Annotated in this window: 13 protein-coding genes and 1 pseudogene; 8 read left to right on the top strand and 6 right to left on the bottom strand. The window is 72.1% G+C overall.

Annotated elements, in window-relative coordinates:
* Positions 1-12: 12 nt before the first annotated feature.
* Genes ACZ6NZ_RS21040 through ACZ6NZ_RS21030 form a run of 3 tightly spaced genes read right to left on the bottom strand, consistent with a single transcriptional unit; the run spans position 13 to position 2,623 of the window.
* Positions 13-543 carry an acetyl-CoA carboxylase biotin carboxyl carrier protein gene (locus tag ACZ6NZ_RS21040; protein WP_465859698.1) on the bottom strand — a complete coding sequence of 177 codons (531 nt, stop codon included), beginning with the start codon at positions 541-543 and terminating at the stop codon, positions 13-15.
* Positions 540-2,288 (bottom strand): acetyl-CoA carboxylase carboxyltransferase subunit alpha, encoded by a 1,749-nt coding sequence (locus ACZ6NZ_RS21035; protein ID WP_465859696.1) that lies wholly within the window; start codon positions 2,286-2,288, stop codon positions 540-542. The genes ACZ6NZ_RS21040 and ACZ6NZ_RS21035 overlap by 4 nt, the downstream gene beginning before the upstream one ends.
* Complete coding sequence (locus tag ACZ6NZ_RS21030) at positions 2,285-2,623, bottom strand: TcmI family type II polyketide cyclase (RefSeq protein ID WP_465859694.1); 339 nt, start codon at positions 2,621-2,623, stop codon at positions 2,285-2,287. The genes ACZ6NZ_RS21035 and ACZ6NZ_RS21030 overlap by 4 nt, the downstream gene beginning before the upstream one ends.
* Before the next feature lie 425 nt (positions 2,624-3,048).
* Between ACZ6NZ_RS21030 and ACZ6NZ_RS21025 the strand changes: the two genes are divergently transcribed.
* The 4 genes and pseudogenes from ACZ6NZ_RS21025 (at position 3,049) to ACZ6NZ_RS21010 (ending at position 7,141) form a co-directional block, all read left to right on the top strand.
* Positions 3,049-3,846: an AfsR/SARP family transcriptional regulator gene (locus ACZ6NZ_RS21025; RefSeq protein ID WP_366612606.1), complete on the top strand. Its 798-nt coding sequence runs from the start codon at positions 3,049-3,051 to the stop codon at positions 3,844-3,846.
* A gap of 129 nt (positions 3,847-3,975) precedes the next feature.
* Positions 3,976-4,323: pseudogene (locus tag ACZ6NZ_RS21020) on the top strand (TcmI family type II polyketide cyclase); the annotation flags it as partial.
* Positions 4,324-4,417: 94 nt separating this feature from the next.
* Complete coding sequence (locus ACZ6NZ_RS21015; protein ID WP_465859692.1) at positions 4,418-5,767, top strand: FAD-dependent oxidoreductase; 1,350 nt, start codon at positions 4,418-4,420, stop codon at positions 5,765-5,767.
* Between the two features lie 315 nt (positions 5,768-6,082).
* Positions 6,083-7,141 (top strand): helix-hairpin-helix domain-containing protein, encoded by a 1,059-nt coding sequence (locus ACZ6NZ_RS21010; protein ID WP_465859690.1) that lies wholly within the window; start codon positions 6,083-6,085, stop codon positions 7,139-7,141.
* Positions 7,142-7,235: 94 nt separating this feature from the next.
* Here ACZ6NZ_RS21010 and ACZ6NZ_RS21005 read toward each other — a convergent pair whose 3' ends face one another.
* Positions 7,236-7,952, bottom strand: coding sequence for an isocitrate lyase/PEP mutase family protein (locus ACZ6NZ_RS21005; RefSeq protein ID WP_465859689.1), 717 nt, complete (start codon positions 7,950-7,952; stop codon positions 7,236-7,238).
* 119 nt (positions 7,953-8,071) lie between these two features.
* Between ACZ6NZ_RS21005 and ACZ6NZ_RS21000 the strand changes: the two genes are divergently transcribed.
* Positions 8,072-8,662: a TetR/AcrR family transcriptional regulator gene (locus tag ACZ6NZ_RS21000; RefSeq protein WP_465859687.1), complete on the top strand. Its 591-nt coding sequence runs from the start codon at positions 8,072-8,074 to the stop codon at positions 8,660-8,662.
* Between the two features lie 10 nt (positions 8,663-8,672).
* Here ACZ6NZ_RS21000 and ACZ6NZ_RS20995 read toward each other — a convergent pair whose 3' ends face one another.
* Positions 8,673-8,975, bottom strand: coding sequence for a GNAT family N-acetyltransferase (locus ACZ6NZ_RS20995; RefSeq protein WP_465859685.1), 303 nt, complete (start codon positions 8,973-8,975; stop codon positions 8,673-8,675).
* A 119-nt stretch (positions 8,976-9,094) separates the two neighbouring features.
* On the opposite strand from ACZ6NZ_RS20995, the gene ACZ6NZ_RS20990 reads away from it, so the two are divergent.
* The 3 genes from ACZ6NZ_RS20990 to ACZ6NZ_RS20980 all read left to right on the top strand — a co-directional run bounded on the left by ACZ6NZ_RS20990 (position 9,095) and on the right by ACZ6NZ_RS20980 (position 13,245).
* Positions 9,095-9,790 carry a DUF1223 domain-containing protein gene (locus tag ACZ6NZ_RS20990; protein WP_465859683.1) on the top strand — a complete coding sequence of 232 codons (696 nt, stop codon included), beginning with the start codon at positions 9,095-9,097 and terminating at the stop codon, positions 9,788-9,790.
* Positions 9,791-9,830: 40 nt separating this feature from the next.
* Positions 9,831-10,205 (top strand): MmcQ/YjbR family DNA-binding protein, encoded by a 375-nt coding sequence (locus ACZ6NZ_RS20985; protein WP_465859681.1) that lies wholly within the window; start codon positions 9,831-9,833, stop codon positions 10,203-10,205.
* A gap of 157 nt (positions 10,206-10,362) precedes the next feature.
* Entirely contained in the window at positions 10,363-13,245 is a 2,883-nt protein-coding gene (locus tag ACZ6NZ_RS20980) for a glycosyl hydrolase (protein WP_465859679.1), read from the top strand.
* Positions 13,246-13,337: 92 nt separating this feature from the next.
* Here the strand turns inward: ACZ6NZ_RS20980 and ACZ6NZ_RS20975 are convergent, their stop codons facing one another.
* A complete protein-coding gene (locus tag ACZ6NZ_RS20975) occupies positions 13,338-14,708 on the bottom strand; it encodes an endo-1,4-beta-xylanase (RefSeq protein ID WP_465859677.1) in 1,371 nt (456 codons plus the stop codon).
* Positions 14,709-14,822: the final 114 nt, after the last annotated feature.

Genomic DNA, 14,822 nt, shown 5'->3' with positions numbered 1-14,822 from the left:
CACCCCGCGCCGTCATGCCGGGTCCAGTTCGACGAGCGGCTGGTCGTACTCGACCGCCTGACCGTCCTCGACGAGGATCGCGGCCACCCGGCCGGCCCGGTCGGCGGTCACCTCGTTCATGAGCTTCATCGCCTCGACGATGGCCACCGGCTGGCCGGGGCGGACCAGGTCACCCACCGCGACGAACGGACGCGCGCTGGGCTCCGGCGCCCGGTAGAAGGTGCCGACGATCGGTGCCCGCACCGCGGCGCGCCCGGGAACCGGCGGCCGGAGCAGCGCAGGTGCGGCGTCGGTCGTCGGTCCGACCGCCGGCGCCGCCTCGGCCCGGGGCAGGGGTACGTCCGGTCGGGTCGCCTCCTCGGGGTGCCACTCGACCTCCAGCACCGCCGGCCCGCTGCGCAGCCGGATCCGGCGCACCGGCCCGGCCAGCTCGGCGATCAGGTGTTGCGCCTGCCGGCGCAGCCCGGCGAGGGCCTCCTCGCCGTCCACCCCGACATCGTCGGACGCGTCGACTGTCGACAGCCCCCGGTCGCCGGCGGTCATCGCAGGCCCGCCCGAGCGCCGACGCGGTTCGCGCCGAACCGTCGGAAGCGTTGCCGGCGCAGGCGGACCAGCATGGCCGGCGGCACGTCCAGCAGCGGCAGGAGGTTGGCCAGCAGAGCGGCACGCAACCGGTGGGCGGTCTCCGCCGGGTCGTCGTGCGCGGCGCTCGACGGCTCCGACACGACCTCGTCGACCACGCCGAGGCGGCGCAGGTCGGGCGCGGTCAGTCGCAGGGCGCGGGCGGCCTGCGGGGCCGCCGACCGGTCCGGCCAGAGGATCGCCGCACACCCCTCGGGGCTGATCACCGAGTAGACGGCGTTCTCCAGCATCAGCACCCGGTCGGCCACCGCCAGCGCCAACGCGCCGCCGCTGCCGCCCTCGCCGGTGATCACCGCGAGCACGGGGGTCGGCAGCACGGTGAGGGCGAGGATGTTCTCGGCGATGGCCGCCGCCTGGCCGTGCTCCTCGGCGCTCACCCCCGGGTCGGCGCCGGGAGTGTCCACCAGGGTGACCACGGGCAGGCCGAGGCGGGCCGCCAGGCGCATGAGCCGCAGCGCCTTGCGGTGCCCGGCCGGGCTGGCCATGCCGAAGTTGCGGGCGACCAGCTCGGCGGTGGTGTGCCCCTTCTGGTGACCGATGACCATCACGTGCCGGCCGGCCAACCGCGCCACCCCACCCACGATGGCCGGGCAGTCCGCGCCGAGCCGGTCGCCGTGCAGCTCCACGAACCCGTCGAAGACCGAGTCCAGGTAGTCCAGTGTGGTGGGCCGCCCCGGGTGCCGCGCCATCCGGACGGTGTCCCACGCGTCGCGTACCGCCGGGGGGCCGGCGTCTGCCTCGGCCGGCGGGTCCGTCGGCCGCGTCTGGACCGCGCCGTCGTCGGCGAGGCGCTCACGGTGCCACGCCGGATCCTGCCGGGGTACGGGCGGACGCGCCGGACGGCCGACGCGGGTCGCGGCGAGCAGCGCCGTCAGCCGTCCACGCAGCGACCGGCGCTGCACCACCATGTCGACCTGACCGTGTCGGAGCAGGAAGTCGGCGGTCTGGAAGCCCTCCGGCAGGGCCCGTCCGGTGATCTGACGGATCACCCGGGGGCCGGCGAAGCCCATCCGCGCACCACTCTCGGCGATCACCAGATCGGTGTTGGTGGCGAACGAGGCGGCGACTCCGCCGTAGGTCGGGTCGGTGAGGACGCTCACGGTGAGCAGTCCCGCCTCGCGCAACGCGGCGATGGCCTGACTGACGGTCGCCATCTGCATCAACGACAGCGCGCCTTCCTGCATCCGCGCACCGCCGGAGGCGGTGATCAGGACGAGCGGCGTGCGGTCGTCCAGCGCCCGTTCGGCCGCCCGGGTGATCAGTTCGCCGACCGCGCAGCCCAGGCTGCCACCGAGGAAGCGGAAGTCCATCACCGCCAGGGCCACCGGGTGCCCGCCGATGGTGGCCGTGGCGCAGACGACCCCCTCGGCGAGACCCGTGCTGGCCCGCGCGCCGGTGAGCCGGTGCGGGTACGGCAGCACGTCGACGAAGTCGAGCGGGTCCGCCCCCGGCAGCCGGTCGGGCAGCAGGCGCAGTGAACCCGGGTCGACCAGTTGGCGTAGGCGTTCCGGCGCGCCGAGTCGGGCATGCTCCCCGCATTCCGGGCAGACGTCGAGGTTGCGGCGCAGCCGTTTGCGGTAGAGCAGGGTCGCGCAGCCCGCGCAGCGGGACCAGAGCTGCTCTTCGCGCGGCGCGGTGGCCGTCACGACCGCCGCCCGGTGTCCGGGGCGTCGAACCGGTAGAAGCACCGCGCCATGGCGTCGCGCGGTGAGCGCCAGGTCGACAGGTACGGCGACACGTACGGGCGTAGGCGGTCGCTGACCCGGATGAACTCGGGGTGGTCGCGCGCGGCCTCCACCGCCCCCTCCGCCGGCTGTGCGGTCTCGAGCAGGTGCACGTAGAGGTCGTGCAGTCGGTACAGCGAGCGGTGCCGGACACCGACCAGGCGCGGTAGCTCCGTCGCGTCCGACTCGGCGAAGATCTCGGCGACCCGCTCCTCGGCGGTCGGATCGACCTTCGCGATGATCAGCGATCGGTCCATGTTGGGTCCTCCCCCCACGGCGTCCGGCCGGCGACGGGTGGCCCCCGGACGCGCTGGACGACTGCCGACACGATGCGCCGATCCTCGTCACGGCGGCGTCACCGTGCCCGGTCGACCAGCGACGAACGGTGGTGACGCTGCGTTGACGCAACCTGTGTATCAGCTATGTGTCGAGCGAGTTCGACGCGCTACTGTTTATGCAGTTCAGAACCGATCTCGGGTTGGCCGTCGGCAATAGAAGGTCCATCTTGGCGTTGACGCAACGTGACCGTTATTGATAATCTTCAGCGTGGTCAGCCCGCCGGTCTCGGTGGGTGGGGCCGCGCCCGGCCAGGCCGCGATCGGCGGGTCGACAGTGGCGTCGAGGGCAACCGATCCGGGACACAGCAGACAGTCGGGACGAGCGTTCCGCAGGGGGTGCCGCCGTGGCCGCTGATCCGTCCGTGCCGACCGCCGGAGACCCGCCCGAGGAGGGCGTCTCGCTGCACCTGCTCGGAGGTTTCCGACTCCTGCGCGAGGCGGTGCCGGTCGTGGTGCCGCGCGGGCTGCAACGGGTGATCGCGCTGATCGGGCTCCGCCCCGGCGCCACCCGCAGCCAGCTCGCCGGGCTGCTCTGGCCCGACGCGTCGGAGGAACGGGCGCTGTCCTCCCTGCGGACCGCCCTGTGGCGGCTGCGACAGGACCCGTGCTGCCCGATGACAGTGGCCAGCGACACCGTACGCCTCGGCCCGGCCGTCCGGCTCGACGTGGACGACCTGGTCGGCACCGCGGCCCGGGTTCGCGACGGCGACGACCCGCGTACCGCAGCCGGGGCGCTCGCCGCCGGGCGGCACGATCTCCTGCCCGGCTGGTACGACGACTGGGTGCTGCTGGACCGCGAACGCCTGCGCCAACTCCGCCTGCACATGCTGGAGCAGGTGGCCGGGCACCACCTGGCCGCGGGGCGGCACGGCGAGGCCCTCGAAGCCGCGCTGGAGGCGATGGCCGCCGAGCCGTTGCGGGAGACACCACACCGGCTGGTGGTCCGCATCCACCTGGCCGAGGGCAACGCCTTCGAAGCCGTACACGCCTTCTACGTCTACCGGGACCTGCTGCGCCGGGAACTGCGGCTGGAGCCGAGCCCCGCCATGAGCGCCCTGCTCGACGACACCCTCGCCCCGATCCGCCAGGCCAGCCGCGAGGCTGTCGCCGACCGCCCGTCACCCGCCGTTCGGCGTCCGTGACGACGGTGGCCGTCACGGTCCGTTCGGCCTACGTGACGGTGATGTGACAGGCGCTGCGGCACGGTGGGCGCACAGAGCACGTGGCACCGTCCCCGAGGGGTCGGGCAGGCCACCGGCGGAAGGGGCCCCATGAGTCGTCTACTGATCGTCAGCCGGATCATCCCGGGAGCGGAGGGGCGGGTCGCGCAGATCTTCGCCGAGTCCGACGCCACCGAACTGCCCGGCCTGACCGGTGTCACGCACCGATCCCTGTACTGCCTGCACGACCTGTACGTACACCTGCTGGAGACCTCGGACGACGTCGACCCGGACGCGCTCGCCGCGGCCCGCAACCACCCACTCTTCCGACAGGTCAACGAGCGGCTCTCCGCGCACACGTCGCCGTACCTGCCGACCTGGCGTTCCCCCCGGGACGCGGTCGCCGGCTGCTTCTACCGGTGGGACGCGGCCGAGGCGCCCGCAGCGCGACCGACCGGTACCGAGACGCCCGCTCCACGTCCGGCCAGCGCCGAGGCACCCACTCCGCGCCCGGCCGTCACCGAGGCGCCCGCCGCGCACCCGGCCGGCTGACATGTCCGCCGCGCCGCCGCACGTGCTGATCATCGGCGCGGGCACGGGCGGACTGTGCCTGGCGCACGGCCTGCGCCGCGCCGGGATCAGCGTCGCCGTCTACGAACGGCACCGCGACCGCGCCGAGGGGCTGCTCGGCTACCGGGTCGGTATCGGCCCCACCGGTAGCCGGGCGCTGAAAGAGTGCCTGCCTCCGGAGCTGTTCGCCACCTTCCTGGCCACCTGCGCCCGGCCGCCGCACTACTTCAACGTCGTCACCCAGGGGCTGCGCCAGACCGCGTCGTTCGCGCTGCGGCCCAGCGCCGACCCGGTCCGCACCGAACACTCGGTGGCCCGGATGGTGCTGCGCCAGGTGCTGCTGACCGGCCTGGAGGACGTGGTGCACTTCGACAAGACCTTCACCCGGTACGAGCAGCGCGACGACGGCACGGTCACCGCGCACTTCGCCGACGGCACCAGCGCCACCGGCGACCTGCTGGTGGCGGCCGACGGCACCCATTCGGCCGTACGCCGCCAGTACCTGCCAGACGCTGTCACGCGCGACGCCGGGACGATCAACATCGCCACCCGCATCCCGCTGACCCCGCACACCCGCGGTCTTGTTCCGGAGCGGGTCCAGCAGGGCATCTCACTGATCTTCGGCGTCGGCGGGATGATGGGCGTGCTGCACGTCATGGAGTTCAAGTGGGACGCCGATCGCGCGATCAAGCCCGGCGTCGGCGAGCCCGACGCCGCGCTACTCCGAGACTGGCCCGGCCTGGCCCACGACACCACCACCGACAACATCAACCTGATCATCTGGAGTGCGGCGAACCGGTTCCCGACCGACATCATGGAACGCCACGGTGAGGACCTGGTGCAGGTGGCCCTGGACCTCACCGCGAACTGGCACCCGCACCTGCGGGAACTGCTCGCCCACGCGGACCCGGCCAGCGCCCTACCGATCACAGTGTCCACATCCGAGCCGGTGCCGCCCTGGAAGAGCAGCACCGTCACCATGCTCGGCGACGCCATCCACACCATGACCCCGGGCCGGGGCGTGGGTGCGAACACCGCGCTACGCGACGCCCGCCTGCTCTGCGCGCAACTCAGCCGCGCCACCGCCGGGGAAAAGACGCTGGTCCAGGCGGTAGCCGACTACGAGGCCGTGATGGCGCCGTACGGCTTCGCCCGGGTCGCCGAATCGCTGAACCGCAGCGGCACCAGCGGTGACGACCGGATGTACCGGCCGGTGGTGGGTCGACTCGCGTTGCTCGGCGCGCGCGGCTACTTCGGAGTGACCAGCCGGGTACCACGGCTCCGTCGCCGCTTCGTCGACGATTTCCACACCTACGAGGGCGACCGGGACTGAACCCCGCAAGCGCCCGACCCGGGCTCGGCGTTTTACGCCGGGCCCGGGTTCGTCGTTTCCGACGCGGTACGCCCGACTGATCGCCGCCGGGCCCACACCGTGCCGCGTCGGGCCGGTTTCCGGCCTGATCGGGCGACGCTGTGTCACCCGTTGGGTACCGACTGAGGTGGTCATCCCACCCGCGACGCTGACGGCGGATCCTGCCTGTCGTCGGCAATACGCGTGTGCGAAGCTGCGGCGAGTTTTTCTCGTGACTTTTCCAACGACCTGAGAGGGAGGTTCGCCGTGGCGTGGTCTTTCGGACACTCGCTGATAGTGGTACTGGCACTGTTGCTGGGCCTGGCCGCCGGGTGGCTGCTGCGCGGCCGGCGGGGCGTACAGGGCAATTCGATTGTGGATGGTGACCCGGTCGCCGGTCTGGCGGTGATCTCCACGCCCACCCCGGCCGCCACCACCGACGAGGCCCAGCCCGCCGCCGCCGTCGACCCGGCGCCCACCGCGGTCGCCGACGAGCCGGTACCGGTCGACACGGTCAGCGCGCCAGCCGCGGTGACCGGACCGGACGGTCCCACCCCGGTGTCCGTGCCGGCGGACGCCCCGAGCACCGTCGACCCGGCGGACATGGCGCTGACCGAAGACCCGCCGCCCGTACCGGCCACCGAGCAGCCCGACGCCGCCGAGCTGCGGCAGGAGCCGGGCGTCGACCCGACCCCCGAGCCGGGCACTGTCGACGAGCAGCCCGCCCCGGCGGCCGTTGTCGCCCCCCGCCAGCCGGCGGACGACCTCCCGCCCGCCGACAGCGCACCGCTCCACACGACGCCGGCCGACGACGCTGCGATCGACGACGCGCCGGTCGCGGCCAAGCCGGCCGACGACGTGGCGGCCGCCGTCGGCCCGGCCGACGACGTGGAGACCAGGGCCACGGCGGTCGACGCCACCCCGGCAGACGCGTCGGCGAGCCCGGCCGAGCCGGCGCACGCCGATGCCGTGGACGCTGAGCCTGCGGTAGCCGCCGTGGACGCTGAGCCTGCGGTGGCTGCGCCTCCGGTCCGCCCGGCCGTCGCCGCGACCCCTCCGGTCCGTTCGGCCGTCGACACGACGATCAGCAGCGTCGACGCCGACCCGAGCGGCCCGGCCGACGACTTCCGCCGGATCCAGGGGATCGGGCCGAAGATGGCGGCCGCGTTGCAGGACGCCGGCGTGCGCACGTACGACCAGCTCGGCGGGTTGGACGAGCCGGCGCTGCGTGACCTGATCCGGGCAGCCGGTCTGCGCGCCGCACCGGGGCTGGCCAGTTGGCCGCAGCAGGCACGCGTGCTCGCCGGCGCCGGCGACGAGATGGCCGCGGTGCTGCCGAACGGCAACCCGGCCTGACCGACCGCGTTCGAGCCCCCGGCAGCCGTCCTCCGACACGGCTGCCGGGGGCTCGGCCGTCGCGGCGGTGGAGCGTGGGAGTGGACGGGCAGGCTCAGGCGCGCAGCTCGGCCGCCAGGTCGCCGATCGACGCCATGGCGTACCGCTGCATTCCTGGCCCGAAGGTGATGCGTGTGGCGCCGTGGCGGCCCAGTTCGGCCACGGACTCCCGGGTGGGTCCGGCGGCCATGTTGATCGGCCCGGAGATGCCCTCCCGCAACCGCGGGAGCACCTGCGGCGGCGCCAGGATCGGGTAGACGCAGTCGGCGCCGGCGGCCACGTAGAGGCGGGCGCGTTCCACCGCGTCGGCCGGGTCACCCGCTCCGAACAGGAACGTGTCGACGCGGGCGTTGATGAAGAGAGCGTCGCCCGCTTCCGCACGCACCTCGGCCAGCCAGTCGGCGTGCCGCCGGGGGTCCTTGAGGGTGGCGTCGCCCTCCGAGTCCTCCAGGTTGCAACCGACGGCACCGGCCTCCAGCAGCCGTCCGACCAGCTCGCGAGGGGCGAGGCCGTAACCACCCTCGACGTCGGCGGACACCGGAACGGTCACGGCGCGGACGATGCGCGCGACCGCCGCGAACATCTCGTCCGGCGGTGTCGCGCCGTCCTCGTACCCGAGCGAGGCCGCCACACCCGCGCTCGGGGTCGCGAGCGCGGGGTAGCCGGCGTCGGCGAGGACGCGGGCGCTGCCCGCGTCCCAGGGGCCCGGCAGGACGAGCGGGTCACCGACGGCGCGGTCGTGGTGCAGGGCACGGAAGGTGGAGGCTGTCATCGTTGTGGTCTCCCGCCGATGGTGACGATCCGGCCGTTGTCGGGCGGCACCCCCGCGGCCCGGATCGAACCACCCTATGCTTGGTGGACCGTACGGTCAACAATCGCTACGCTGGTCAGATGGCGAGGCCACGGCAGTTCGACGAGGAGCGGGTGATCCGCGCCGTCCGGGACCAGTTCTGGGACGCCGGCTACGCGGCGACCTCCCTGGAGGACCTGGTGCGCGTCAGCGGGCTGGGCAAGGGCAGCCTCTACGGCGCCTTCGGCGACAAGCACCGGCTGTTCCTGCGGGCGCTGCGGGAATACACCGACACCAGCGGCGGCTACCTGCGCGAGCTGCTCGCCTCCGCTCCCCGCGCCCTGGACGCGCTGCGCGCGTTCGTCATGGCACCGGTGAACGATCCGGGTGGTGCCGGCGCCCGGCGCGGCTGCCTCATGGCCAACAGCACGTACGAACTCGCCACCAGCGATCCCGACGTCCTCGCCGAGGCGCGACGCACCTACGAGGCGACGACCGCCCTGGTCGCCGAGAGCGTCGGGCGGGCTCAGGACGAGGGCGATCTGCCGCGCGACGTCGACCCGGTCGAGACGGCGCGCGCGTTGCTCGCCGCACAGCAGGGCCTGGTGTTCATGGGGCGGACGGGGCTGGACATCGACACCCTGACCGCCACGGCCCGCACCCTCGCCGACAAGCTCCTACCGGACGCCTGACACCAGCGGGTTATTTGATCTTGCGGGTGGACCGCACCACGATGCTCTCGTACTCGGGGTGCTTGACCAGCCAGTCGGCGATGAACGGGCAGATCGGCACGACGGTCCGGCCCCTGCCCCGCGCGTCGTCCAGCACGGCCCGCGCCAGCGTCGACCCGACGCCCCTGCCCTCGTGCGCCGCATCGACCTCGGTGTGGGTGTAGGCGATGATCGAGCCGGTCAGCTGGTAGGTGACGAACCCGACGACCGTGCCCGCCTCGTCGCGCGCCTCGAAACGCTCCCGCGCCGGCACGTCTGTCACGGTGAACTGCACCCGACCATCCAACCACCCGGCCCGACGGCGCTCGCTGCGAGGCCGCCCCGCGCGCATTGTCCCGGCCGAAACGGGAAACGCAACGCCGCCGGGCTGACCGTGGGAGGAGACACGCCACCATGACGAATCCATCGACGGACGGCGGCTTCGCCGTCGTCGAGATGTTCACGTCCCAGGGCTGCAACAGTTGCCCTCCCGCGGAGGAGTTGCTCAGCGAGATCGAGCGCGACGCCCGGGACCGGGGCCAGAACGTCTTCGCCCTCGGGTTCCACGTCGACTACTGGGACGACCTGGGCTGGCCCGACCAGTTCGCGGACGCCGCGTACACCGCGCGCCAGGAGGCGTACGCCCGCGCGTTCGGCACCCGGGGTCTCTACACCCCGCAGATGGTCGTCAACGGCAGCGTCGAGTTCGTCGGTTCCGATCGTCGGCGGGCAGCCGCCGCGATCATGTCCGCCATGGCCTCGACCGCCGCCACGCCGCTGGCGCTCTCCATCGCCAACCGAGGCAACGACCGGGTGATGGTGGACTACCGGATTGAACGGCCGCCGGAGCGCGCGGTGATGCACCTGGCGGTCGTGGAACGCGAGCTGACCAGCGAGATCGCCCGGGGGGAGAACGCCGGGCGGACGCTGCGGCAGGACAACGTCGTACGCGCCTTCCGGTCGGTGGGCCTGGACGCCGAGCGGGGGCAGCTGGAGCTGGCGACGCCGCCTGGCCTCGATCCGCGACGCGCCAGCGTGGTCGGCTTCGTCCAGGAGAAAGGCGACCGGGCGATCGTCGGCGCCACGGCCGTCGAGCTGTCCACCGCGTAATCTCAGCCCATGCGGATGGCGCGCGGTGTGAGGGGATTCGGTGGCTGACGCGGACGACGTACGCCGGGTGGCGCTGGCCCTCCCGCACACGGTGGAGAACCCCAGTGACGGCTTCGACTTCCGGGTGGCCGACAAGGGCTTCGTCTGGTCCTATCCGGAACGGACACCGGGCAAGCCGCGGGTGATCCGGCTCGACATCGCGGTGCTGTTCGTCGGCGACGAGGCCGAGAAGCAGGCTCTCCTGCTCGGGGAGCCCGAGATCTTCTTCACCACGCCCGGCTACGACGGCCTGCCCCTGGTGCTGCTGCGCCTGGCGGCGGTCGACCTGGACCGGTTGACCGAGCTGGTGACCGACGCGTGGCGGATGCGCGTACCGGACTCGCTGGTGAGCGACAGCGCGGGCGCCGGCAAATAGCGATATCAGCACGCAACGCGTTGGACACATTGACGGGGATCTCGGTGCTCCATTACCGTGGCCGAGAGAGCGCTCTCTCACCTGACCTTCCCCCCAATTCAGACGCAAAGCGCTGGACCCGGCAAGGGCCGCACCCGGCGCGCGCGATGGAGGCACGATGAAACCTCCCGTCCCCCACCGCCGATGGGCCCTGGCCGCCGCCACCGCGCTGGCCCTGGTCGTCGGCGGCCTCACCATCCCCGTCACCCGCGCGGCCGAGGCCGCGCCCGTCGGCGCCGGCAGCTACACCACCACCCCGGTCGGCGCGCTGCCCAGCGGCTGCGGCGCGATGTCCAGCAACCCCCGGCAGTTCGCCACCGCCAACGCGCCCGCCGGGCCGATCCCCACCAACGACTGGTGGTCCTCGCTGCTGTGGAAGCGCACCGACTGCTCGTTCAGTGAGCCGCTGCACGCCCACCCGATCTCGTACGACACCTTCGGCGACGGCCTCGGCTTCTCCGCCAACTCCACGCCCGCCATCAGCGGCACCGCCACCGGCGTCGGTGAGTTCCACTACCCGTACGTGCAGGACATCCGGGTCGGTCTGGCCGGGCTCGCCGCACCCCTGGTGAAGGTCGACGGCTGGACGGACTGGACGGTCAGCCCGCACTGGAGCGACGGCACGCGCACCATGCGCGCGACCATCGGCCACGGTCTGCCGTTCGCGTACTTCCAGACCACCGGCGGAAACGCGCAGATCAGCACCGCCGGCACCCCCGACGTCTGGTCGAACAGTGGTGCCACCATCGGCTTCCGGGTCAACGGCCACGACTACGTCGGGTTCGCGCCCAGCGGCGCCGCCTGGACCGTGGCGTCCGGCCGGATCACGTCCACCCTGGCCGGCCGCGGCTACTTCTCCGTCGCCCTGCTGCCGCCGACGTCCAGCGCGACGGAGCGCGCCGCGCTGGCCGCGACCTACGGTCAGTACGCACACGCCCACGTCACCGGCACCCAGGTCTCGTACGCCTACAACCCGGCGACCAGCGGCCTGACCACCACGTACGCGTTCACCACCACCGCCCGGGAGGGCACCGCCACGCAGACGGTGGTCAGCCTCTACCCGCACCAGTGGAAGTCGCTGAGCGGTTCCACAGCGATCACGCCGACCTACCCGTCGGCCCGTGGCCGGATGAAGGTGCTCACCGGCGTCAACCAGTTCCGCACCGCGATGAAGTTCCAGGGCATCCTGCCGGAGTTGCCGGCCGTCGGCGACGGCAGCGGCGGTGACCTGTCGACGCTCAGCGGGCACCTGGCCGCCACCCGGGCCAACCCGATGGACCAACGCGGCAACGACACCTACTGGACCGGCAAGGGGCTCGGCCGGGCCGCGCGGATCGCCGAGATCGCCGACCAGGTCAACGACATCACGACGCGCGACAGCGCGCTGAACGCGATCCGCAGCACGCTCACCGACTGGTTCACCGCGTCCAGCGGCAAGACCAGCCGGGTCTTCTACTACGACAACAACTGGGGCACGCTGATCGGCTACCCGGCGTCGTACGGCTCCGACCAGGAGCTCAACGACCACCACTTCCACTACGGCTACTACATCGCCGCCGCCGCGACCCTGGCGAAGTTCGACCCGGCCTGGGCGGCCACCAGCCGCTACGGCGGGATGGTCGACCTGCTGATCCGGGACGCCAACAACTACCGTCGCGACGACACCCGCTTCCCGTACCTGCGGGACTTCGACATCTACGCCGGGCACGACTGGGCGTCCGGGCACGGCTCCTTCGGCTCCGGCAACAACCAGGAGTCCTCGTCGGAGGGGATGAACTTCGCGAGCGCCCTGATCCAGTGGGGGCAGACGACGGGCGACACCGCCGTCCGTGACGCGGGTGTCTTCCTCTACACCACGCAGGCCGCGGCGATCCAGGAGTACTGGTTCGACGTCAGCGACCAGAACTTCCCCGCCGCCTTCGGGCACTCGACGGTCGGCATGGTCTGGGGCGACGGCGGCGCGTACGCCACCTGGTTCAGCGGCGAGCCGGAGATGATCCAGGGCATCAACCTGCTGCCGGTCACCGGCGGGCACCTCTACCTCGGCAACAACCCGGCGTACGTGCGGACCAACTACGCCGAACTCGTCCGCAACAACGGCGGACAACCGACGGTGTGGCAGGACATCCTCTGGCAGTTCCAGGCCCTCGGGGACGCCGACGCCGCGTTGGCGAACCTGCGCGCGAACCCCGGCTACACACCCGAGGAGGGAGAGAGCCGGGCGCACACGTTCCACTGGATCCGTAACCTCGCCGCCCTCGGCACTGTGGACACGACGGTGACCGGCAACCATCCGCTGTCCGCGGTCTTCTCCCGCAACGGGGCCCGGACCTACGTGGCGTCGAACCCGACGGCGACGCCGATCACCGTGACGTTCTCCAACGGCACCACGCTCGCCGTGGGTGCGGGCAAGACGGCCACCACCGGGGCGTACACCTGGAGTGGCGGCAACGCGGCCGGCGGCGTCCCCCCGACGACGCCGACGGACCCCCCGCCGACGACCACCCCGCCGACGACCACTCCGCCGCCGTCCACCGGCGGGCCGACCCGGTACCTGCTGCCCGGAGGCGGGTTGGGCGCCGCCGGCAGCGCGGCCACGACGACGGTCGCGGCGGCGAACGGAAACCACGACGGTACGCCCACCAACGCGCAGGTCTTCACGGCGACCGGCCTCAACCTCACCTACTCGGGCGGGCAGACCGCGTTCGACCTGTTCGTGGACGCCGGGTCGGCGGTCGGCAACGGCGTGCAGGTACGGATCTCCTACGACCTCACCGGCAACGGCAGTTGGGACCGGGTGGAGACGTCGCGTTACTTCGCCACCGACCCGGTCACCGGCTACGAGCACTACACGCAGAACGCCGGCCTGTCGTCGGCCACCGGCACGTTGGGCACGCTGAGCAACGGCAGGGTCCGGGTGGAGGTCTGGTCGGCGATCGGCAACAACCCGAGCACGGTGGGCATCGGCAACCAGTCGGTGCTGCGGCTCCCGTACTCCTGACCGATCCGTCCGCCACGACATGACATCGGCCGGTGTGCGGGACCAGGAACGGTCCCGCACACCGGCCGACGTGTGTGGTCAGTCGGTCAATATCAGGAGGCGGTGCAGGTGGGCGTCATACCGGCCCCGCTGCCCGTGCCCTGGAAGCCGAACTCGGCGACCTGGCCGGCACTGAGCCGGCCGTTGTAGTCGACGTTGGCGAACCGCACCGTGCCGGTGGAGCCGCTGGCTGTCGCACTCCAGGTGCTGGTGACGCTGGCGCCACCGGGAAGCGTGACGCTGACGTTCCACCCGTTGGTGCCGGCGGAGCCGGCGGTCACCTTCAGGTTGGCCACGAACCCGCCGTTCCAGGAGTTGAGCGACACCGACGCCGAGCATCCACCGGTGGTCGGCGGCGGGGTCGTGGGCGGCGGGTCGGTGGGCGGAGGCGTCGTCGGCGGCGGGTTGGTGGGGATGCCCGGGCCGGCGTTGAGGGCGTTCAGGACGCTCGTGTACGCGGCCTTCTTGTTGCCGTTGCAGTCGAACAGCAGCGCGTTGTCCGAGCCACGCCACGAGTCACAGTCCCGCACACCCCACACCGTGATGCCGGTGCAGCGCGAGACGTTCATGCACGCGCGGGTGACGGCGCCGAAGATGTTGGCCTGGTTGCCGCCGGTCATCACGTCCAGCTCGGTGATCTGGACGTCCACGCCGAGGTCGGCGAAGCGCTGCAGGTTGGCCTGGTAGTCACCGGCCAGCGAGGTGCCCAGGTGCGACTGGAAGCCCACGCAGTCGATCGGCACACCACGGGACTTGAAGTCGCGCACCATGTTGTAGATGCCCGTCGACTTCGCGTTGATCCCGTCGGTGTTGTAGTCGTTGTAACACATCTTCGCGCCCGGATCCGCAGCCTTCGCCGCCCGGAACGCCGCCTCGATCCAGTCGTTGCCGGTGCGCTGCATGTTCGAGTCGCGCCGACCACCGCTGCCACCGTCGGCGAACGCCTCGTTCACCACGTCCCACGAGTGAATCTTGCCGCGGTAGTACGTCGCCACCCGGGTGACGTGGTTGATCATCGCGCTGCGCAACGCGCTACCCGACATGCCCTGCGCCCAGCCCGGCTGCTGCGCGTGCCACAACAGCGCGTGGCCCCGCACCCGCATTCCGTTCGCCTGCGCGTGACTGACCAGACGGTCACCACTGGCGAAGGTAAAGGTGTTCTGCTGCGGCTCGGTGGAGCTCCACTTCATCTCGTTCTCGGCCACGACGTCGTTGAACTCACGGTTGAGAATCGTCGTGTAGGTGCTGTTCGAAAGCTTGTTGACCGCGACGGCCGCGCCGAAGTAGCGGCCCTTCTCAGCCGCCGAGGCGCCGAGGGTCGTGCCGGCGCTGGCCGAGGTGGTCAGTGCCATCGTCATGCCGGCAGCGAGGGCACCGGTAACGGCGATGGTCACCGCCGCTCTCAGGGCTCTTCTGTGAATCATGCGGATTCCTTCTCTGTGGTGGTGCAGCGATGGAGACGCACGCCCGGATCCGCCCCAGCGACATGGCAGATGTCAGCAACGATCGCCGTCGCGGCGGCGGGTGCGGGGAGTCCT

Source organism: Micromonospora sp. NPDC047756 (genome assembly GCF_055587245.1).
This window is presented reverse-complemented; position numbering and strand designations above follow the sequence as displayed.